Origin of the sequence: Staphylococcus sp. EG-SA-14 (assembly GCF_017151935.1) — a bacterium.
Classification (GTDB): domain Bacteria; phylum Bacillota; class Bacilli; order Staphylococcales; family Staphylococcaceae; genus Staphylococcus; species Staphylococcus aureus.
Genome location: NZ_JACVZM010000001.1, coordinates 302,654 through 321,605, shown reverse-complemented (window position 1 = coordinate 321,605; position 18,952 = coordinate 302,654). Strand labels below are relative to the sequence as shown.

At 33.3% G+C, this 18,952-nt stretch carries 21 protein-coding genes and 1 pseudogene; 15 read left to right on the top strand and 7 right to left on the bottom strand.

What is annotated here, in order from left to right:
- Positions 1-54 precede the first annotated feature (54 nt).
- The 7 genes from IDG63_RS01565 (at position 55) to IDG63_RS01535 (ending at position 5,925) form a co-directional block, all read left to right on the top strand.
- The gene (locus IDG63_RS01565; protein ID WP_001005515.1) at positions 55-921 is read left to right on the top strand and encodes a fructosamine kinase family protein; all 867 of its coding nucleotides are present in this window, start codon (positions 55-57) and stop codon (positions 919-921) included.
- Positions 922-1,257: 336 nt separating this feature from the next.
- A complete protein-coding gene (locus IDG63_RS01560) occupies positions 1,258-1,536 on the top strand; it encodes a TIGR04197 family type VII secretion effector (protein WP_000987949.1) in 279 nt (92 codons plus the stop codon).
- A 14-nt stretch (positions 1,537-1,550) separates the two neighbouring features.
- Entirely contained in the window at positions 1,551-1,919 is a 369-nt protein-coding gene (locus IDG63_RS01555) for a hypothetical protein (RefSeq protein ID WP_000066356.1), read from the top strand.
- Positions 1,907-2,203, top strand: a complete 297-nt coding sequence (locus tag IDG63_RS01550) for a DUF4176 domain-containing protein (RefSeq protein ID WP_000447709.1) — start codon at positions 1,907-1,909, stop codon at positions 2,201-2,203. Before IDG63_RS01555 ends, IDG63_RS01550 begins: the two co-directional genes overlap by 13 nt.
- A gap of 294 nt (positions 2,204-2,497) precedes the next feature.
- Complete coding sequence (locus IDG63_RS01545; protein WP_001163758.1) at positions 2,498-3,604, top strand: NAD(P)/FAD-dependent oxidoreductase; 1,107 nt, start codon at positions 2,498-2,500, stop codon at positions 3,602-3,604.
- Positions 3,598-4,938, top strand: coding sequence for a nucleoside recognition domain-containing protein (locus IDG63_RS01540; RefSeq protein WP_000895191.1), 1,341 nt, complete (start codon positions 3,598-3,600; stop codon positions 4,936-4,938). The genes IDG63_RS01545 and IDG63_RS01540 overlap by 7 nt, the downstream gene beginning before the upstream one ends.
- A 96-nt stretch (positions 4,939-5,034) precedes the next feature.
- The gene (locus IDG63_RS01535; RefSeq protein WP_000706509.1) at positions 5,035-5,925 is read left to right on the top strand and encodes a CobW family GTP-binding protein; all 891 of its coding nucleotides are present in this window, start codon (positions 5,035-5,037) and stop codon (positions 5,923-5,925) included.
- Positions 5,926-6,071: 146 nt separating this feature from the next.
- Here the strand turns inward: IDG63_RS01535 and IDG63_RS01530 are convergent, their stop codons facing one another.
- The 4 genes from IDG63_RS01530 to IDG63_RS01515 form a co-directional block, all read right to left on the bottom strand.
- Positions 6,072-6,902 carry an alpha/beta hydrolase gene (locus IDG63_RS01530; RefSeq protein ID WP_000448905.1) on the bottom strand — a complete coding sequence of 277 codons (831 nt, stop codon included), beginning with the start codon at positions 6,900-6,902 and terminating at the stop codon, positions 6,072-6,074.
- Positions 6,903-6,921: 19 nt separating this feature from the next.
- Complete coding sequence (locus IDG63_RS01525; protein WP_000836418.1) at positions 6,922-7,932, bottom strand: amidohydrolase family protein; 1,011 nt, start codon at positions 7,930-7,932, stop codon at positions 6,922-6,924.
- A 97-nt stretch (positions 7,933-8,029) separates the two neighbouring features.
- Entirely contained in the window at positions 8,030-8,734 is a 705-nt protein-coding gene (locus tag IDG63_RS01520) for an SDR family NAD(P)-dependent oxidoreductase (RefSeq protein ID WP_000161827.1), read from the bottom strand.
- On the bottom strand, positions 8,727-9,284 hold the full coding sequence (locus IDG63_RS01515; protein ID WP_001224187.1) for a TetR/AcrR family transcriptional regulator: 558 nt from the start codon (positions 9,282-9,284) through the stop codon (positions 8,727-8,729). Before IDG63_RS01515 ends, IDG63_RS01520 begins: the two co-directional genes overlap by 8 nt.
- Before the next feature lie 130 nt (positions 9,285-9,414).
- On the opposite strand from IDG63_RS01515, the gene IDG63_RS01510 reads away from it, so the two are divergent.
- Genes IDG63_RS01510 through IDG63_RS01500 form a run of 3 tightly spaced genes read left to right on the top strand, consistent with a single transcriptional unit; the run spans position 9,415 to position 10,949 of the window.
- Positions 9,415-9,714 carry a DUF2316 family protein gene (locus tag IDG63_RS01510; protein ID WP_000055859.1) on the top strand — a complete coding sequence of 100 codons (300 nt, stop codon included), beginning with the start codon at positions 9,415-9,417 and terminating at the stop codon, positions 9,712-9,714.
- 19 nt (positions 9,715-9,733) lie between these two features.
- On the top strand, positions 9,734-10,555 hold the full coding sequence (locus IDG63_RS01505) for an NmrA/HSCARG family protein (RefSeq protein WP_000651837.1): 822 nt from the start codon (positions 9,734-9,736) through the stop codon (positions 10,553-10,555).
- 16 nt (positions 10,556-10,571) lie between these two features.
- Positions 10,572-10,949, top strand: coding sequence for a VOC family protein (locus tag IDG63_RS01500; RefSeq protein WP_000616225.1), 378 nt, complete (start codon positions 10,572-10,574; stop codon positions 10,947-10,949).
- A 162-nt stretch (positions 10,950-11,111) separates the two neighbouring features.
- On the opposite strand, the gene IDG63_RS01495 is transcribed toward IDG63_RS01500, so the two are convergent.
- The 3 genes from IDG63_RS01495 to IDG63_RS01485 all read right to left on the bottom strand — a co-directional run bounded on the left by IDG63_RS01495 (position 11,112) and on the right by IDG63_RS01485 (position 12,828).
- The gene (locus IDG63_RS01495) at positions 11,112-11,342 is read right to left on the bottom strand and encodes a DUF896 domain-containing protein (protein WP_000697134.1); all 231 of its coding nucleotides are present in this window, start codon (positions 11,340-11,342) and stop codon (positions 11,112-11,114) included.
- Between the two features lie 219 nt (positions 11,343-11,561).
- Positions 11,562-12,098 (bottom strand): hypothetical protein, encoded by a 537-nt coding sequence (locus IDG63_RS01490; RefSeq protein ID WP_206176345.1) that lies wholly within the window; start codon positions 12,096-12,098, stop codon positions 11,562-11,564.
- A gap of 160 nt (positions 12,099-12,258) precedes the next feature.
- Positions 12,259-12,828: a TetR/AcrR family transcriptional regulator gene (locus IDG63_RS01485; RefSeq protein WP_001789900.1), complete on the bottom strand. Its 570-nt coding sequence runs from the start codon at positions 12,826-12,828 to the stop codon at positions 12,259-12,261.
- 184 nt (positions 12,829-13,012) lie between these two features.
- On the opposite strand from IDG63_RS01485, the gene IDG63_RS01480 reads away from it, so the two are divergent.
- From IDG63_RS01480 to IDG63_RS01460, 5 genes and pseudogenes are all read left to right on the top strand, one after another.
- Positions 13,013-13,111, top strand: coding sequence for a hypothetical protein (locus IDG63_RS01480; protein WP_223181132.1), 99 nt, complete (start codon positions 13,013-13,015; stop codon positions 13,109-13,111).
- Positions 13,112-13,237: 126 nt separating this feature from the next.
- On the top strand, positions 13,238-14,293 hold the full coding sequence (locus tag IDG63_RS01475; RefSeq protein WP_000200684.1) for a PTS sugar transporter subunit IIC: 1,056 nt from the start codon (positions 13,238-13,240) through the stop codon (positions 14,291-14,293).
- A 607-nt stretch (positions 14,294-14,900) separates the two neighbouring features.
- Positions 14,901-15,602, top strand: a complete 702-nt coding sequence (gene isaA / locus IDG63_RS01470) for a lytic transglycosylase IsaA (protein ID WP_000751267.1) — start codon at positions 14,901-14,903, stop codon at positions 15,600-15,602.
- A 275-nt stretch (positions 15,603-15,877) separates the two neighbouring features.
- Positions 15,878-16,365, top strand: a pseudogene (locus tag IDG63_RS01465) (GNAT family N-acetyltransferase).
- Between the two features lie 510 nt (positions 16,366-16,875).
- A complete protein-coding gene (locus IDG63_RS01460; protein ID WP_000379822.1) occupies positions 16,876-18,687 on the top strand; it encodes an acyltransferase family protein in 1,812 nt (603 codons plus the stop codon).
- Positions 18,688-18,952: the final 265 nt, after the last annotated feature.

Sequence of the window (18,952 nt, the reverse complement as noted above, 5' to 3'; positions counted from 1 at the left end):
CATCCTAATTAGGCAATATTATAATATAAAGTAAGTAGATTGGAAGGTGTTTGTATGAATGAACAATGGTTAGAGCATTTACCTTTAAAAGATATTAAAGAGATTTCACCAGTGAGTGGTGGTGATGTAAACGAAGCATATCGAGTCGAAACAGATACGGATACATTTTTCTTACTTGTCCAACGTGGACGTAAAGAATCATTTTATGCTGCAGAAATTGCAGGTTTAAATGAATTTGAACGTGCAGGTATCACGGCACCTAGAGTAATTGCAAGTGGCGAGGTTAACGGTGATGCGTATTTAGTGATGACGTATTTAGAAGAAGGGGCTTCAGGGAGTCAACGCCAATTAGGGCAACTCGTAGCTCAATTACACAGTCAGCAACAAGAAGAAGGCAAATTTGGCTTCTCATTACCTTATGAAGGTGGCGATATTTCTTTTGATAATCATTGGCAAGACGATTGGTGTACCATTTTTGTCGACAAGCGCATGGACCATTTGAAAGATGAGTTGCTAAATAGAGGGCTATGGGATGCCAACGATATCAAAGTATATGACAAAGTGCGACGTCAAATTGTGGCGGAATTAGAAAAGCATCAAAGTAAACCGTCTTTATTACATGGTGACCTATGGGGTGGTAATTATATGTTCTTACAAGATGGTCGTCCGGCGTTATTTGATCCAGCGCCATTATATGGTGACAGAGAATTCGATATCGGTATTACAACGGTATTTGGTGGTTTTACGAGTGAATTTTATGATGCGTATAATAAACATTATCCACTCGCAAAAGGTGCATCCTATAGACTTGAATTTTATCGTTTATATTTATTGATGGTCCATTTATTGAAATTTGGTGAGATGTACCGTGATAGTGTTGCGCATTCTATGGATAAGATTTTACAAGATACAACAAGTTAGTTATTACGTTAGATTGAGATAATAATATGCACAGATATTTTTGCTATGAGAAGGCCTTCAGCTGCCTCAATAAAAATATTTGTGCTTTTTTATTGTTGGAAAATAAAATTTTAATCGCTATTGTTAATTTCTGTAATGTAAAACAAGGTTGAGTTACAATAAAAGTGATTTTATAACTTTTTGTTCAATAAAATTCTAGGAATGATACATATTTATTGATACAATAATTTTGAATATAATCATAAAACAATATTTAAGTATAATTGAATGTTTGAATATCATATATTGATACAGTTTCTAATAATTTTAAAATAATTTAAATGGAGAGATGTGTAAATGATGAGTACAGTTCAAAGTGATATTTTCAAGACTAATAGTGCATCATCATCTATTAAAAGCGCTGTTGAAACATGTAATAATGTGTCGAAACCGGATAAAGATGAAAGTACAACAGTAAGTGGAAATAATAATGCTCATAGTGTGATAGATGATTTGATGAGTAAGAATCAATCTGTTGCTGAAGCAATACGAACTGCGAGCGATAATATACAAAAAGTTGGTGAGGCTTTTGACCAAACTGACGTAATGATTGGTAATGAAATTGGTAAAAATTAAAACGTGGTGAAATGATGTCGAATAAACTGGATGAAATCAATAAAATAATCACAGCGAAACATAAGCAAATGGATGACTTATATGATGAAAAGCGAGAGGTTAAAGCATTGATAGATGAAAGTGATGCGCTTAATCATTCGATAGATCAATTATATCAACATTTAGGTGAGCGTTATTATAGTAGCAATATGGCTAGTCGTATGGAACAGTTCCGCGATGAATTTCATTTTGCGAAACGACGTTCAACGGAAGCGTTATACGAGCAGCAACAGCAAATTCAACATGGCATTCGTAAAGCGGAAGAAGAGATGATTGACTTGGAAATGCGAAGGAATGTTGAAATTGAGACGGTGACAAAGGAGGAAAATAAATGGAAACAATAGGAAGCATTATTTATTTAAAAGAAGGTTCGCAAAAGTTAATGATTATTAATAGAGGACCAATTGTAGAAATTGAAAATCAAAAGTATATGTTTGACTATTCTGCATGTAAATATCCGATTGGTGTTGTGGAAGATGAAATTTATTATTTTAACGAAGAAAATATAGATTCAGTTATTTTTAAAGGTTATTCTGATCAAGATGAGGTTAGATTTCAAGAGTTGTTTGAAAATATGAAACAAAATTTGGATAGTGAAATACAACGTGGAGAAGTTACACCCCAATAAATTTTGTAAAAATATGATTTCTGTCTCACCGCCAAAATGTTATCTCCAAGTACTGAGGCTGGATGATACCATGAAATGTCATTCATAATCATTTGAACTAACCGTAGCATCTTTAAATTTAATAAAAAAGACACATGCCAACTTCCGAAATGTAGATGAATTCTCTACAATAACGGAAGTTTTTCTTTTAATATTGAAATTTCTCAAGGATAGGTCTATACTTTATAAATCGTAATTATTACGATTTATAATCAAAAACAATAACTTGAAATAGATCATTGAGGGAGTGTTAATATGCAACATCATAAAGTGGCTATTATCGGTGCCGGTGCTGCAGGTATAGGTATGGCCATTACCTTAAAAGATTTCGGTATAACAGATGTCATTATTTTAGAAAAAGGAACAGTAGGACATTCATTTAAACATTGGCCGAAATCGACCCGTACGATCACGCCATCATTTACGTCTAATGGATTTGGCATGCCTGATATGAATGCAATTTCCATGGATACTTCACCAGCATTTACATTTAATGAAGAACATATTTCCGGAGAAACATATGCTGAATATTTACAAGTGGTTGCCAACCATTACGAGCTGAATATCTTTGAAAATACAGTTGTCACAAATATATCTGTAGATGATGCATATTATACGATTGCAACGACAACAGAGACATATCACGCGGATTATATCTTTGTCGCAACAGGTGATTATAATTTCCCTAAAAAGCCATTTAAATATGGTATTCATTATAGTGAAATTGAAGACTTTGATAACTTTAATAAGGGGCAATATGTGGTTATCGGAGGTAATGAAAGTGGCTTTGATGCTGCATATCAACTTGCAAAAAATGGCTCTGACATCGCACTTTATACTAGCACAACCGGTTTAAATGATCCGGATGCTGATCCTAGTGTTAGATTGTCACCTTATACACGTCAGCGACTAGGTAATGTCATTAAGCAAGGTGCTCGCATCGAAATGAATGTACATTATACAGTTAAAGATATTGATTTTAACAATGGACAGTATCATATCAGTTTTGATAGCGGACAAAGTGTGCATACGCCTCATGAACCAATACTAGCAACTGGCTTTGATGCAACAAAAAATCCAATCGTTCAACAATTATTTGTGACAACAAATCAAGATATTAAATTAACAACACATGATGAATCGACACGTTATCCGAATATTTTTATGATTGGTGCAACAGTTGAAAATGATAATGCCAAATTATGCTATATCTATAAATTCAGAGCGCGATTTGCAGTACTTGCTCATCTTTTAACACAGCGGGAAGGCTTACCAGCTAAACAAGATGTCATTGAAAATTATCAAAAAAATCAAATGTATTTAGATGATTATTCATGTTGTGAAGTGTCATGCACATGTTAGAAGTGAAATATGATATGAGAACTGGGCATTATACGCCCATACCTAATGAACCTCATTATTTGGTTATTAGTCATGCGGATAAACTTACCGCAACAGAAAAAGCGAAATTAAGATTATTAATCATAAAACAGAAATTAGATATTTCATTGGCAGAAAGTGTAGTTTCTTCGCCTATAGCGAGTGAACATGTGATAGAACAATTGACACTATTTCAACATGAGCGACGACATTTAAGACCTAAAATAAGTGCGACATTTTTAGCCTGGTTGTTGATATTTTTAATGTTTGCATTACCAATCGGTATCGCTTATCAATTTTCAGATTGGTTTCAAAATCAGTATGTATCAGCATGGATAGAATATTTAACTCAAACAACATTGCTCAATCACGATATATTACAGCATATATTATTTGGTGATTATGGTGTGCTATCACTTGGAACATATTCGCTCGTATGGGCATTGCCGGTTGTAATATTGATTAGTTTATCAACTGCTATAATTGATCAAACAGGATTCAAATCATGGATGATATGGGCAATTGAACCATCAATGTTACGGATAGGATTACAAGGTAATGATATCGTGCCACTATTAGAAGGATTTGGATGTAATGCAGCAGCTATTTCACAAGCAGCACACCAATGCCATACCTGCACGAAGACACAGTGTATGAGTTTAATAAGCTTTGGTAGTTCTTGTAGTTATCAAATAGGTGCGACATTATCTATTTTTAGTGTAGCTGGAAAGTCATGGCTATTTATGCCGTACTTAATATTAGTACTTTTAGGTGGCATCTTACATAATAGGATATGGTTGAAAAAGAATGATCAACAACTTAGTGTTCCGCTACCTTATGATAGGCAATTACATATGCCAAATATACGTCAAATGTTGCTACAAATGTGGCAAAATATACAAATGTTTATCGTTCAAGCGCTACCTATTTTTATCACAATCTGTCTTATTGTTAGTATTTTATCACTAACGCCAATTTTGAATGTTTTATCACAAATATTTACACCTATATTATCGTTATTAGGCATCTCTTCAGAATTGTCACCAGGGATTTTATTTTCAATGATTCGAAAAGACGGCATGCTCTTGTTTAATTTGCATCAAGGCGCCTTATTACAAGGAATGACAGCAACACAGTTACTACTACTTGTGTTTTTTAGTTCAACATTTACAGCGTGCTCGGTCACAATGACGATGCTTTTGAAACATTTAGGTGGTCAGTCAGCACTAAAATTAATTGGAAAGCAAATGGTGACATCATTGTCTTTAGTTATTGGTGTAGGCATCATTGTTAAAATAGTAATGCTGATTATTTAAAAAAATGAACTATAACTGAATATAGAGTCATGTCAGTCAATAGGAGATCTATCTTGGAATATGCTATTCATATGAAGTATAAGAGGAGAGTCGCAGATGAAAATAGTTATTATAGGTGGGTTTTTAGGTGGCGGTAAAACGACTGTCTTAAATCATTTGCTCGCTGAATCATTAAAGGAATCGCTGAAACCAGCAGTCATCATGAATGAATTTGGGAAAATGAGTGTTGATGGTGCCTTAGTATCTGAAGACATACCTTTAAGTGAACTGACAGAGGGGTGTATCTGTTGCGCAATGAAAGCAGATGTATCAGAACAGTTACATCAATTATATTTAAAAGAGCAACCAGACATTGTATTTATTGAATGTAGTGGGATTGCAGAACCAGTCTCTGTCTTAGATGCTTGTTTAACGCCTATTTTAGCTCCGTTTACAACAATTACACATATTATTGGTGTAATAGACGCAAGCATGTATAAACACATTAAATCATTCCCTAAAGACATCCAAGGCTTATTTTATGAGCAATTAGCATATTGTTCTGTCTTATTTGTTAATAAAATAGATTCAGCAGATGTTGAAACAACGAGCAAACTATTGAAAGATTTAGAAGTTATTAACCCAGAGGCCGATATACAAGTTGGTATGCATGGCAGCGTCACTTTGCCAATATCAGTTAGCCAAATGACAGCAACTTCTGACAATAAACATGAATCATTACACAAAACAATAAATCATCAATTTGTGCAATCACCAGTCAAATGTACTAAAGCACAGTTTATAAAACGTTTAGCATGCCTTCCGTCTCATATTTATAGGTTGAAAGGGTTTATGACATTTGAAGACACCACACATACGTATCTCATTCAATTTACACAAGGACAATATGAATTAACACCTGTAGCATTTTCAAAAAAAGTGCCAGAATATTTGGTGCTTATCGGAAAGGGTATTTCAAAAGAAGACTATCAATGTTTGGAACAGTAGTGTTTTCAGTGGAAGAGAATGGTTAACATGCCTTCATGTATAATAACGAGTTGATTTGAACGTTTAAGCGTAAATAAAAATAAGCTTGGTCAGCCATCAAATATAATTTGAAAACTGTCCAAGCTGTTTTATTAGAGAACAATCAATTAACCCCACATATTTAATAATACATCAGCAAAGCCTTCAGGTTTTTGAATATAACCTAAGTGACCGCCTGGAATATCTACAATAGGTATGCCAGTTTCTTTATTTATATAAAAGTTAACATCTTGTGGGAAGGATCCTCTAGAATCTGTCCCATTTAGTAGGGTGATTTTATCGCTGTATTTTGTGAAATCATCCAAAGTAATATCTGAATGCGTATATTGTCTAATTTCAAATTCTGACCAGAACATCGTACGTTTGTACTGTTCTATACGTCCTTCTTCAGTATCAGCAGGTTGAGACATCATTTTTGCATCAATTGGTGCGATATTTAATGTTTCGCCAAATGTTTTCATGCCTTTTTCTAAGCCTTCTGTTAAAATTTGATGCACAATGTCATCATTTTTATCTTTCCAATAAGTACTGTCTGGTAAAAATGTATTAATTGGTGGTTCGTGAAATGCAATCTTTTTAACGACTTCAGGGTAATCTTTTAACACATGCATCGCAACGATTGAACCTGAACTTGAACCTAATATATAGACAGGTTCATCACTTAATGACTTTGCAAGTTCGGCAATGTCCTGTGCGTCGCGTTTGACACGATAATCACTGTCAGGGTTTGAAGCGGAATCAGGAAGTGGTTCAGTTAACTCGCTTTCTCCATAATCACGACGATCAACGGCTACAACAGTAAAATGGTCTTTTAACTGTTCTGCAAGAGGCAGAAAAATGTCTCCGGTACCGTTTGCACCAGGAATAAAGATGAGCACGGGTCCTTGTCCGACTTGGTGGTATCGTAATTTAGCGCCTTGTAATTCTAAAGTTTCCATATTCAATGACCTCCATTTGTTAATTTTTAGGTGATAAACCTAATAATTTAGCACCATTTGTATAACTTATTTTCTCTTTTTCTTCATCTGTTAAACCCAGTTCATCTAAAAATACACCTAATTTTTCAGGCTCAATATATGGATAATCAGCAGCATAAAGAATTCTATCAATACCTACTTCTTTCTTGACTAAATCAAACTGTGGCTTCGTTAACATGCCACTCGGTGTGATATAAAAATTATTTTTAAAGTAATAGCTTACAGGGTGGTTCAAATGTTCAGCGAATAAAGCTTCATCCATACGTTCTAAGAAGAATGGGATAAACTCACCCCAATGTCCAATAATCATATTTAACTTTGGATAACGATCAAAAATACCAGATAATACTAGATGTATTGCATGAATTCCGACATCAATGTGCCAACCATAACCAAAACAAGCAAATGTTGCCGCAGTTACTTCAGGATAATTTCCTTTATAGTATGATTGATAAATGTCACTGTTAACTGGCGCGGGATGTAGATAAATCGGTACGTCTAAATTTTCAGCTGTTTTGAAAATAATGTCATATTTGTCTTGATCAAGAAAACCATCTTGTGCACGTCCCATAATGAGCGCACCTTTGAATCCTAAATCATTGATGCAACGTTCGAATTCTCGCGCTGCGGCTTCAGGCTCATTGATAGGTAAAGTTGCAAAGCCTACAAAGCGATTGGGATATTGTGCAATATAGTTTGCCAATTGATCATTTGCTTTTTGACATAATTCAATGGCTTTCTGACCAACCAAATTTGAAGGAGAACCATTTCCATAAGATAAGACTTGAATTTGAACGTCTTGATTATTCATAAATTGGATACGTTCATCATGATGTGATAATTCGTCGGCATTTGTAAAACCTGTCTTTTTTTCAAGGCCTTCTAACATTACTTTCATCGGTACACCTTTAGGATCTGCTGATATCGCATTCATCGTTTCTTTTTGAATATCTTCAATGACATAATGTTCTTCAAACGTAATACTTTTCATTTACTTCGCCTCCATATTGTATTGCATGTTTATTGCATCTATTGCAGAAGCATTTTTTATATACCTCTAATTTCAATGTTTGTAACATAAAATTGATCTACCAAGGCATCTCTCCATCGCCATTAATAAATGTACCTGTTGGGCCATCTGCACCAATCGTTGCTAATTGAATGATTGGCTTGATTCCTTCAGAAACGTGTTTGGAATTATTACTAAAATCACCAACTAAATCAGTATTTGTAGCGCCTGGATCAGCAGCATTGATTTGCATGTCAGGTAATCCTTTAGCGTATTGTAGCGTTAGCATTGTTACTGCCGATTTAGACGAACAATAAGCTAATGAATTCACTTTAGATTCAGCTGTTTCGGGGTTTGTAACCATTCCAAATGAACCTAAACCACTTGATACGTTGACGACAACAGGTTGTTCAGATTTTTCTAAGAGAGGGACGAATGTATTCATCATTCGTACGATACCGAATACATTCGTTTGATATACTTCTTCAACGTCACGAGGTGTCAATTTGGAAGGTGCTGAAAATTGACCAGATATACCTGCATTGTTAATGAGGATATCAAGACGGCCTTCTTTTTCAGCAATCATGTTATAAGCATTTTTGACTGAGTAGTCACTTGTAACATCTAACTGTACATAATGAACACCTAATTTTTGTGATGCTTGTTGTCCTCTTACATCATTCCGAGAACCTATATAAACTTTGTAACCCAATGCTTTAAGTGCCTCTGCACTTGCATAGCCTAACCCTTTATTGCCTCCTGTGATTAACACAATTTTAGTCATTACGTTCCACCTCATCTAAATAAATGTTTAATAAATAATTTCTGTACGCTTCAATTGAAATATGGCGATGCTCTATTTGGAAGGCAAATACACTAGTTGATAATGATTGCAACAGCATATCTGTTTTGAACTTCGTGTAAGTGTCGTCATCGCTTTTAAATAAGTCATAATAAAAATCAAATAATTCTTGATAAAATGCGCTTTGGTAAAAACGTAATTTATTGTTGCCTGCTTCAATACATTGCAGTAGTGCCTTATTATCGATTTTAAATTGTAAAAGATAATCTAACGACACTTGCATAACCTCATAATTAGAATGATAGTCATCTTTAATTTGCTTAAAATGAGTGATAAAAATATCAAGGTCTCTTTGTATGACGTAGTAGCATAAATCGCTTTTATCTTTGAAATGTCGATACAATGTCCCCATACCGATACCAAGTTCTTTAGCAATACGATTCATACTAATGTTTTCAACGCCTTCTTCATCAAAAAGTTTGTGCGCTATTTCTTCAATTCGTTGCCTATTCTCTTTTGCATCTTTTCGCATAATTACACCTACTTAAAATTCTCTAAAATTGACAAACGGATAACTCTCCGTTTATTATAAAACGTGTTAAGAAAGTTAGCAATGAATTTGCAATAACTATTAAATATCATAAAAGAAAAGAGTGTTGATAATGTCTTTAAATAAAGAGCAAAGACGCATTACGTGCGAAGAGTTGCAAGCACATTTCGAAGCATCAACTTTATCGGTTCAAATGATTGCAGAAAAGCTGAATGTCACTACAGAAGATGTGGAAAAAGTATTAGCTATGACAGCGCCACTAGGCATTTTTAGTCATCAATTACAACGATTTATTCATTTAGTATGGGATGTCAGAGATGTAATAAACGACAATATTAAAGGAAATGGACAAACACCAGAACCATATACGTATTTAAAAGGTGAAAAAGAGGACTATTGGTTTTTAAGATAAAAAGAGGAGTGGATCTAAAATGAAAGATATTTTAGTAATAGGCGCAACAGGGAAGCAAGGTAATGCAGTTGTAAAACAGTTGTTAGAGGATGGATGGTATGTAAGTGCATTAACTAGAAATAAGAATAATCGTAAACTTTCAGACATAGGACATCCGCATTTATCAATCGTTGAAGGTGATCTGAGTGATAATGTTAGTTTGCAATCAGCGATGAAAGGGAAGTATGGCTTATACAGTATTCAGCCAATCGTTAAAGATGATGTTAGCGAAGAATTAAGACAAGGTATGAAGATAATTGAAATAGCTGAGCAAGAAAATATTCAACATATTGTGTATAGTACTGCGGGAGGGGTTAATCGAAATCGAACTGGCCCACACTTTGAAGTACTAGCAAAAATAGAAAATAGATTAATGGAATCTAATATAAATGCAACAGTTATCAAACCATCATTCTTTATGGATAATTTTTTACGCATTGCTAAAGTCGAAGATGAACGTATTACATTACCAGAATTTATTAATCCGAATATAAAATTCACAATGATTTCTTCTATTGATATAGCTAAAATTGCATCGTATATTTTTGCACATCCACAAAGCTTTACGCATCAATCAATAGAGATTGGTTCCGATGAAGTTACATTAAGTGAAGCAGCAACAATTTTTAGTGAAGTGACAGGTAAATCTACTGTTATAGAAGGAGAATTTGTTAGTGGTGTTGCAGAAAAGCAATGGTTGGAAGAAAAAGGTTATGAAGTAGACTTTGAATTAATGGCTGAAATAAATCCAACAAGATTATCATTAAGTGATTGGCTTAAAGTCCAAAACTATAATAAGTAATGAATGGGGTGCAATCATGATTCAATCAATGTGGTTTAATTTGCATGTGCAAGATTTAGAAAAGAGCGCACAGTTTTATAAAGCGTTAGGATTTAAAATAAATAGAAACCCACAAATGTTAGATAAAATGGTCGGTATTCAAATAGGTCAAACAACCGTAATTTTAATAGAAAACAAGCATTTTCAAAATGTAAGTCAGCAAAGCCTTAATACTGAACCAAATGAAGTGATGATTTCTCTAGGTGTGAACACAAATGAAGAAGTTGACCAGTTGGTGAATAAAGTGAAAGAAGCGGGTGGCGCAGTCGTTCAAGAACCAACAGTAAGCCAAGGGTTTTATGGTGCAATGTTCAAAGATCTTGATGGACACCATTTTAATTTTTTAGTCTGCTAAAATGAAATTCTCAAAAGAATAAATAAAAAGCCCATACAAAGATGAAGTTTAATGTGCACATGTCGTAAGAGACATGGTGCGACACATTAGTGTCTTCAATCAGTATGGGCTTTGTTTATGAGGTCAGTTGGCACCTTAAGTGCAATACCTCGTGAGCAAATATTAATTTTGAATATAACCGTATTGTTGGCGAAGATCATAAACTTTGTCTGGTGTGACATCCTGACCGATTGGATCAACCACTTTTATTGTGGAAAATGTTGTTAATACTTGTCCTCGGATCATGCTTAAGTAGTCTTGACGCAATGCATGTTGTTCTTGTTTTTCAGCTACAGTAAGTGGTTGGACTTTTTCTTTATTTGCAAGTTCATTAATTCTATCTAAAATTTTCATATTGTCATATCCTCCTTAGAATCAAGTGTTGATATATTTTGAGTTTATTTCTATAAGATAATTTATCAACACATCCAGTAATGTTTTTAGTTTCTCGGTCTTTTGACCAGCAGATTTTTGGAATTAAAATAAGGGGTTTGAGACACGATTTTAATAGTAGTACGATGGCAAAGTGATGTTATTGAAGTGTCGTTTGATATACATGTCTGCAATGTTGTTTTATAAGACAGGATGACGTAACTGAGCAAAGAAATGAGCATTGTCGAATGACATCGTGTGTCTTATTAAAATTGCAATGGGCATAGCATAGGTATATTCACAGTCGATTTTCTTGATTTCTACATTATCATAATACGTAGTGTAAAAGTTATACGACAGTCGATAGTCGATTCGCTTTTTACCACGAGCAATTATTATGTGTTGCTTCAACGTCGACTTTAATTTATTTGTAATGTATGTCACTACACCCAGACTACTCTGATTAATATTTAATATATTATGCGTGCGTTCAAACCCCTGAGGTTGATCTGTCTCGCTCACGTCAATCCCTCCTATCTTAGTATTTAAACAACGCATATCAACTATGCAACATATGTTGTTTAGACATACTATACTACTATGTCGTACGTTTGCCAATAAACACGCACATATCATTTGTTGCCTAAACAACATATTGCCTGAAGTGTTGTTTAAGTACGCAAAAACAAAATGCTTGTCACTAAAATCTTTATGTTTTAATGACAAGCTTATTTTCATTCAGTTAACGACTGCTAATATGACATTGTAGAGTATAGGACGTTGATTTATGTCCTAGACACGGCTAATCAATCGTAATACGTTAAATTTTATTGTGTGTACAAGTATGAACCTAAGTCACATAGTGATTTCAAGATGCATGACTAAATACCAAGTTTTATTAAAAATGTGCTATATGATGAATTAAAAATGGAAGGTTGCGATCGATAAACACATCGGCTGTCTCTTGACTCGTGTTAAACCAATGTAATGCTAAGCCTGAGATACCAGCTGCTAAAAAACTCGCACTATTTACAATGATATCTCGTTGATGCTCCGGATAGCTGTTTTCTAACATAATCGCAAAAATATCTTCTAATTCATTATTAATACGTTGATGTGCTTTGTTGCAAAATGCTTCACTATTTAATTCGCAAGACTTTGCAGCATCTTTGATATAACTCGCAATTGAAATGAAAATATTACGCAGCACCTTTTCATTAATGACATTAGAAATGCTCAAGTTATCATTCAAGTCTTTTAAAATGGTTACAGATAATGTGTAGTCTAGGAGGTCTTCTTTATCAGTGAAATGAGCGTAAAATGTTGCACGATTTAGCGTAGCAATATCAGTGATATCTTTAACTGTAATTTGAGATAATTTCTTTTCTCTAGAAATTTTAAGAAAAGCATCGACAAGCAATTGTTTGGTTCTAACGATTCTTGGATCTATGGATTTACTTTCCATCATTTGTTCACTACCTAACATCTGTTGTTTTAACACTTATTATCAGTATCTTCTATTATATTGTCAATTGTGTTGATGATATGTAAGTGCTGATACGCTCCTAACAAATAATGTACCTTTTTGGTAAGCATTTGAATGTCTTTCTTCTATTGTATTAATGGATTTTAAAAATGAAGATAAAATAAAAGTGTATTGTAACAATATGTTTGAAAAATTGCCAATTTCTTTATCTAAAAATTCAGAATTTTGTGATATACTATTTTTCATAGTCTTGAGTTATAGATGATACTGCTAGCCTAAATATAACAACATCGGCATGCACATCTTAGAATTTAAGCTAGTGGCAGCTTATAACTTAAGGCTCTTTATTATTTGCATACAGATGTATATACATAAATGGAAGGATGATATTATGACATCAATTAAAACAATTACACCCAAAGATTTTATATTTAGAGTTTTATCAGGTGTCGCCATAGGTATTGTTGCGGGTTTAGTTCCTAATGCGATACTTGGAGAAATTTTTAAATACTTTATGGATTATCATCCGATTTTTAAAACGTTATTAGGCGTTGTCGTTGCAATTCAATTTACAGTACCTGCTTTGATTGGTGCATTGGTTGCCATGAAATTTGACCTATCGCCATTAGCAATTGCTGTTGTGGCAAGTGCAGCATATGTAGGAAGCGGTGCAGCGCAGTTTAAAAATGGTGCTTGGATGATTACGGGTATTGGTGATTTAATTAATACAATGATTACAGCAGCGATTGCAGTGTTGTTCATTTTACTTATTCAACATCGTGTAGGTAGTATGGCATTGATTGTATTCCCAACAGTTGTTGGCGGTATTTCAGGTGCAATTGGTGTTTTAATATTGCCGTATACGAAAATGATTACAACAGCCATCGGTAATATGGTTAATGGTTTTACAGAATTACAACCGATTGTCATGAGTATTTTGATTTCAATGGTATTTAGTCTTATTATTATTTCGCCACTATCAACTGTGGCCATTGCCTTTGCGATAGGTATTACAGGTTTAGCAGCTGGATCAGCGTCAATTGGTATCTCCGCGACTGAAGCAGTATTGATAATTGGTACAAGTAAAGTGAATCGTTTAGGGGTGCCGTTATCCGTCTTCTTTGGAGGCGTTAAAATGATGATACCTAATATGGTGAAATATCCAATTCTTATGTTACCAATATTGACAACAGCCATTGTATCAGGTTTGGTATCAGCATTAGTAGGTATTCATGGAACGAAAGAATCAGCTGGATTTGGTTTTATAGGAATGGTAGGACCGATTAATGCATTTAAATTTATGGAGGTTGATTCTGCTTGGTTGAGTGTCTTACTAATTGTAGTAGCGTTCTTTGTTGTACCATTTGTAACAGCTTGGCTTGCAGATATCATTTATCGTAAAGTGTTTCGTTTATATACTAATGATATTTTTAAATTCATGGGATAATAACAGTATGTTTTTTGAAAATATGAGACCAAAAATTATTTAATGTTATTGTGAATTGCGAGAATGAAGTTGAACAATATAATTGAGCTGCAGTTTATTTGCGCTAATAAAAGATAAGACAACTCACAAAAGATGTGTGTTTTAAAACTTTGAATATACAACAATAATAGCAATCAATACATGTGTAGAAACATATGTGTTGATTGCTTTTTAATTGCGTTTAATGTACGAAAATAAGAGAAGTTACATGTCAGATATATTACAGCTATGTAACAAAAATACAATCTGTAATATTACGAAAGCTGTAATAGTTGAGCTAAATATAGTAAAAATCTTATGTGTTAAAGACTATTTCAAGGGTTGATTGGATTCTAAAGGGCACATATTTCACATTACAGTATAAAACAGCCATATTTCAACATTACAAATAACACTTGATATTGTAATGTTTTGTAAAGAAAGTGTAATTTACTGGCTGGTTTTTTGTGATATAGTGAGTACCGTTGAAAGAAATAAAAGACAATTTAAACTTGCATTACGACATTCAAATTCAAAATATAATTACTAAAAACATAAACTTACAATTATTACTGGAGGATTTTTTACTATGAAAAAGACAATTATGGCATCATCATTAGCAGTGGCATTAGGTGTAACAGGTTACGCAGCAGGTACAGGACATCAAGCACACGCTGCTGAAGTAAACGTTGATCAAGCACACTTAGTTGACTTAGCGCATAATCACCAAGATCAATTAAATGCAGCTCCAATCAAAGATGGTGCATATGACATCCACTTTGTAAAAGATGGTTTCCAATATAACTTCACTTCAAATGGTACTACATGGTCATGGAGCTATGAAGCAGCTAATGGTCAAACTGCTGGTTTCTCAAACGTTGCAGGTGCAGACTACACTACTTCATACAACCAAGGTTCAAATGTACAATCAGTAAGCTACAATGCACAATCAAGTAACTCAAACGTTGAAGCTGTTTCAGCTCCAACTTACCATAACTACAGCACTTCAACTACTTCAAGTTCAGTGAGATTAAGCAATGGTAATACTGCAGGTGCTACTGGTTCATCAGCAGCTCAAATCATGGCTCAACGTACTGGTGTTTCAGCTTCTACATGGGCTGCAATCATCGCTCGTGAATCAAATGGTCAAGTAAATGCTTACAACCCATCAGGTGCTTCAGGTTTATTCCAAACTATGCCAGGTTGGGGTCCAACAAACACTGTTGACCAACAAATCAACGCAGCTGTTAAAGCATACAAAGCACAAGGTTTAGGTGCTTGGGGATTCTAATTCCTTCATAATAAATAAAAGTAATGTTTAGACATTAAATATATAGCTCTTCCCATAGAAATTGGGGAGAGTTTTTTTATTAATTAAAAATACATTTTTTAAAAAGTGGATATTGAAGTTAGGGAAATTTATTGGACTTTATTGTATTACTGCTAAAATACTTGTCTTTATTAAGTGCCAAGTGGAATGAAACTTCATTTGAGGCTGTACTGAGTACACTAGATACAAACTAAACGCACATTTTATAATTAAATTAAATGAAAAAGGAGATAAAAATGGCTATAAACATAATTGAATATAATAGGTCTTATAAGGAAGAGCTAATCGAGTTTATTTTATCGATTCAAAAAAATGAATTTAATATAAAAATTGATAGAGATGATCAACCTGATTTGGAGAACATCGAACATAACTATTTGAATAATGGAGGGCAATTTTGGCTTGCAATAAACAATCATCAAAATATTGTTGGTACTATAGGTTTGATTAGACTAGATAATAATATGTCTGCACTTAAAAAATGTTTGTTGATAAAGGTTATAGGAATTTAAAAATAGGTAAAAAACTTTTAGATAAAGTTATAATGACATGTAAAGAACAAAATATCGATGGTATTTATTTAGGAACAATTGATAAATTTATTAGTGCACAGTATTTTTATTCTAATAATGGCTTCCGTGAAATTAAGCGAGGAGATTTACCAAGTAGTTTTCCTAAATTAGATGTAGATAATAGGTTTTATTACAGAAATTTAAAAGATTAATTCGATGCAATAATAATTGATATGACAATCTTAGTAATATTCATTTTAAAAGTGACACATAGCGTTTAAATATAAAGTCTGACGAGATATATCGTTTGGTTTACATTAGAGGATAGGCTGCATTTCGCTTTTTTTCAATACATGTTAATTTATTCATTATATAAATTTTGAAAAAGTAAATTCGAATAGCATATCTTAATGATTCTGTTACAGTAAGATGCATAAAATATAAAACGAACCTTTTTTTGTAAAAATATAATGAAAATAACAGTTATTTTGCTAAAAATTCAAGAATCTATGATAATCTATGTTATGTAGTAAAATCGACAAATTTATATGTGGTTTGCAGTAATGAAATTAACTGTAATAATTGTTTTCTACTTAATAAAAAATTTAAAACTATCTTAATTAAGGGTTAAATCAATTAATGAAAATCAGTGCAATATTTTATTTTCAAAAATATTGTGATATGCTACAAAATAGAGAAAAATAAATGGGGCGTTTATTAACATGGATACAAAAGACTTTAAACGTTTAGAAAAAATGTATTCCCCGCGATACTTACCCGGATTAGATGGATTGAGGGCATTCGCAGTTATAGGAATCATTATTTATCACTTGAATGCACAATGGTTAAGTGGGGGCTTTTTAGGAGTAGATACATTCTTCGTTATTTCAGGTTATTTAATAACAAGTTTGTTGATAAGTGAGTATTATCGGACGCAAAAAATTGATTTGCTAGAGTTTTGGAAGCGACGATTGAAACGACTCATTCCGGCAGTGTTGTTTTTAATTTGTGTCGTGCTTACGTTCACACTGATATTTAAACCGGAATTGATTATACAAATGAAACGAGATGCTATTGCAGCTATATTCTATGTTTCAAACTGGTGGTACATTTCACAGAATGTAGATTATTTTAACCAATTTGCTATTGAACCACTCAAACATTTATGGTCTTTAGCCATTGAAGAACAATTTTACTTGCTTTTCCCATTGGTTATCACGTTCTTATTACATAGATTTAAACCGAGAAATATTATTCAAACGCTATTTATTGTATCGTTGATTTCTTTAGGACTTATGATAGTGATTCATTTCATCACTGGAGATAATTCACGTGTGTATTTTGGGACAGATACACGACTGCAAACTTTATTGCTTGGTTGTATATTAGCATTTATTTGGCCTCCGTTTGCTTTGAAAAAAGATATTTCTAAAAAGATTGTCGTATCATTAGATATTATAGGGATATCTGGTTTTGCGGTTCTAATGACTTTGTTCTTTATAGTTGGAGACCAAGATCAATGGATCTATAATGGAGGATTTTACATTATATCATTTGCAACTTTATTCATTATTGCAATTGCGGTACATCCTTCTAGTTTATTTGCTAAATTTTTAAGTATGAAACCTTTACTAATTATAGGTAAACGATCATATAGCTTATACTTATGGCATTATCCTATCATTGTTTTTGTGAACAGTTATTACGTACAAGGACAAATACCGGTATACGTTTATATTATAGAAATTTTGTTAACAGCGTTAATGGCTGAAATTTCGTATCGCTTTATTGAAACACCTATACGTAAAAAAGGATTTAAAGCTTTTGCATTTTTACCTAAAAAGAAGGGGCAATTTGCTAGAACAGTGTTAGTTATCCTATTATTGGTTCCGTCTATCGTTGTGCTCAGTGGACAGTTTGATGCACTTGGCAAACAACATGAAACTGAGAAGAAAGAGAAGAAGACGGAATTTAAAACAACGAAGAAAAAAGTCGTTAAAAAAGATAAGCAAGAGGATAAGCAGACAGCGAATAGCAAAGAGGATATTAAAAAGTCATCACCACTATTAATTGGTGACTCGGTCATGGTGGATATTGGTAATGTCTTTACTAAGAAAATACCAAATGCACAAATTGATGGTAAAGTTGGACGGCAACTCGTTGATGCTACACCAATTGTGAAATCGCAATATAAAGACTATGCTAAAAAAGGTCAAAAAGTTGTAGTAGAGCTTGGTACAAATGGGGCATTTACGAAAGATCAATTAAATGAACTATTGGATAGTTTTGGAAAAGCAGACATATATTTAGTTTCTATTAGAGTACCTAGAGATTATGAAGGTAGAATAAATAAATTAATTTATGAGGCAGCTGAAAAGCGCTCTAATGTACATCTAGTCGATTGGTATAAAGCTTCTGCAGGTCATCCGGAGTACTTTGCATATGACGGTATTCACTTAGAATATGCAGGTAGTAAAGCGCTGACTGATTTGATTGTAAAAACGATGGAAACACATGCTACAAATAAGAAATAACTTGATGCACTAAACTTTTGAAATATTACATTACTTCTGATATTTATTATCAAAAATGATGTATTTCATTAAAAGTTTAGTGCTTTTTTATTTTCAAATCCCATGTTAACGGTGCAGAAAAAGTGTTGTAAACATTCTAATTGGTATATTACATTCAATGAAGCTTTATTAGGAACAGATTACATTATGATAACAAAGCCCGCAAGACACCTAATCTCTGTTATAGTTTGTTTTGTCGCAAAACTATAAAAGTTATAATTATTTG

What these genes read in the sequence shown, in the direction of transcription:
- IDG63_RS01565 (WP_001005515.1), top strand. Translation starts at nt 55, where the DNA reads ATGAATGAACAATGGTTAGAGCATTTACCTTTAAAAGATATTAAAGAG.
- IDG63_RS01560 (WP_000987949.1), top strand. Translation starts at nt 1,258, where the DNA reads ATGATGAGTACAGTTCAAAGTGATATTTTCAAGACTAATAGTGCATCA.
- IDG63_RS01555 (WP_000066356.1), top strand. Translation starts at nt 1,551, where the DNA reads ATGTCGAATAAACTGGATGAAATCAATAAAATAATCACAGCGAAACAT.
- IDG63_RS01550 (WP_000447709.1), top strand. Translation starts at nt 1,907, where the DNA reads ATGGAAACAATAGGAAGCATTATTTATTTAAAAGAAGGTTCGCAAAAG.
- IDG63_RS01545 (WP_001163758.1), top strand. Translation starts at nt 2,498, where the DNA reads ATGCAACATCATAAAGTGGCTATTATCGGTGCCGGTGCTGCAGGTATA.
- IDG63_RS01540 (WP_000895191.1), top strand. Translation starts at nt 3,598, where the DNA reads ATGTTAGAAGTGAAATATGATATGAGAACTGGGCATTATACGCCCATA.
- IDG63_RS01535 (WP_000706509.1), top strand. Translation starts at nt 5,035, where the DNA reads ATGAAAATAGTTATTATAGGTGGGTTTTTAGGTGGCGGTAAAACGACT.
- IDG63_RS01530 (WP_000448905.1), bottom strand. Translation starts at nt 6,902, where the DNA reads ATGGAAACTTTAGAATTACAAGGCGCTAAATTACGATACCACCAAGTC.
- IDG63_RS01525 (WP_000836418.1), bottom strand. Translation starts at nt 7,932, where the DNA reads ATGAAAAGTATTACGTTTGAAGAACATTATGTCATTGAAGATATTCAA.
- IDG63_RS01520 (WP_000161827.1), bottom strand. Translation starts at nt 8,734, where the DNA reads ATGACTAAAATTGTGTTAATCACAGGAGGCAATAAAGGGTTAGGCTAT.
- IDG63_RS01515 (WP_001224187.1), bottom strand. Translation starts at nt 9,284, where the DNA reads ATGCGAAAAGATGCAAAAGAGAATAGGCAACGAATTGAAGAAATAGCG.
- IDG63_RS01510 (WP_000055859.1), top strand. Translation starts at nt 9,415, where the DNA reads ATGTCTTTAAATAAAGAGCAAAGACGCATTACGTGCGAAGAGTTGCAA.
- IDG63_RS01505 (WP_000651837.1), top strand. Translation starts at nt 9,734, where the DNA reads ATGAAAGATATTTTAGTAATAGGCGCAACAGGGAAGCAAGGTAATGCA.
- IDG63_RS01500 (WP_000616225.1), top strand. Translation starts at nt 10,572, where the DNA reads ATGATTCAATCAATGTGGTTTAATTTGCATGTGCAAGATTTAGAAAAG.
- IDG63_RS01495 (WP_000697134.1), bottom strand. Translation starts at nt 11,342, where the DNA reads ATGAAAATTTTAGATAGAATTAATGAACTTGCAAATAAAGAAAAAGTC.
- IDG63_RS01490 (WP_206176345.1), bottom strand. Translation starts at nt 12,098, where the DNA reads ATGAAAATAAGCTTGTCATTAAAACATAAAGATTTTAGTGACAAGCAT.
- IDG63_RS01485 (WP_001789900.1), bottom strand. Translation starts at nt 12,828, where the DNA reads ATGATGGAAAGTAAATCCATAGATCCAAGAATCGTTAGAACCAAACAA.
- IDG63_RS01475 (WP_000200684.1), top strand. Translation starts at nt 13,238, where the DNA reads ATGACATCAATTAAAACAATTACACCCAAAGATTTTATATTTAGAGTT.
- isaA (WP_000751267.1), top strand. Translation starts at nt 14,901, where the DNA reads ATGAAAAAGACAATTATGGCATCATCATTAGCAGTGGCATTAGGTGTA.
- IDG63_RS01460 (WP_000379822.1), top strand. Translation starts at nt 16,876, where the DNA reads ATGGATACAAAAGACTTTAAACGTTTAGAAAAAATGTATTCCCCGCGA.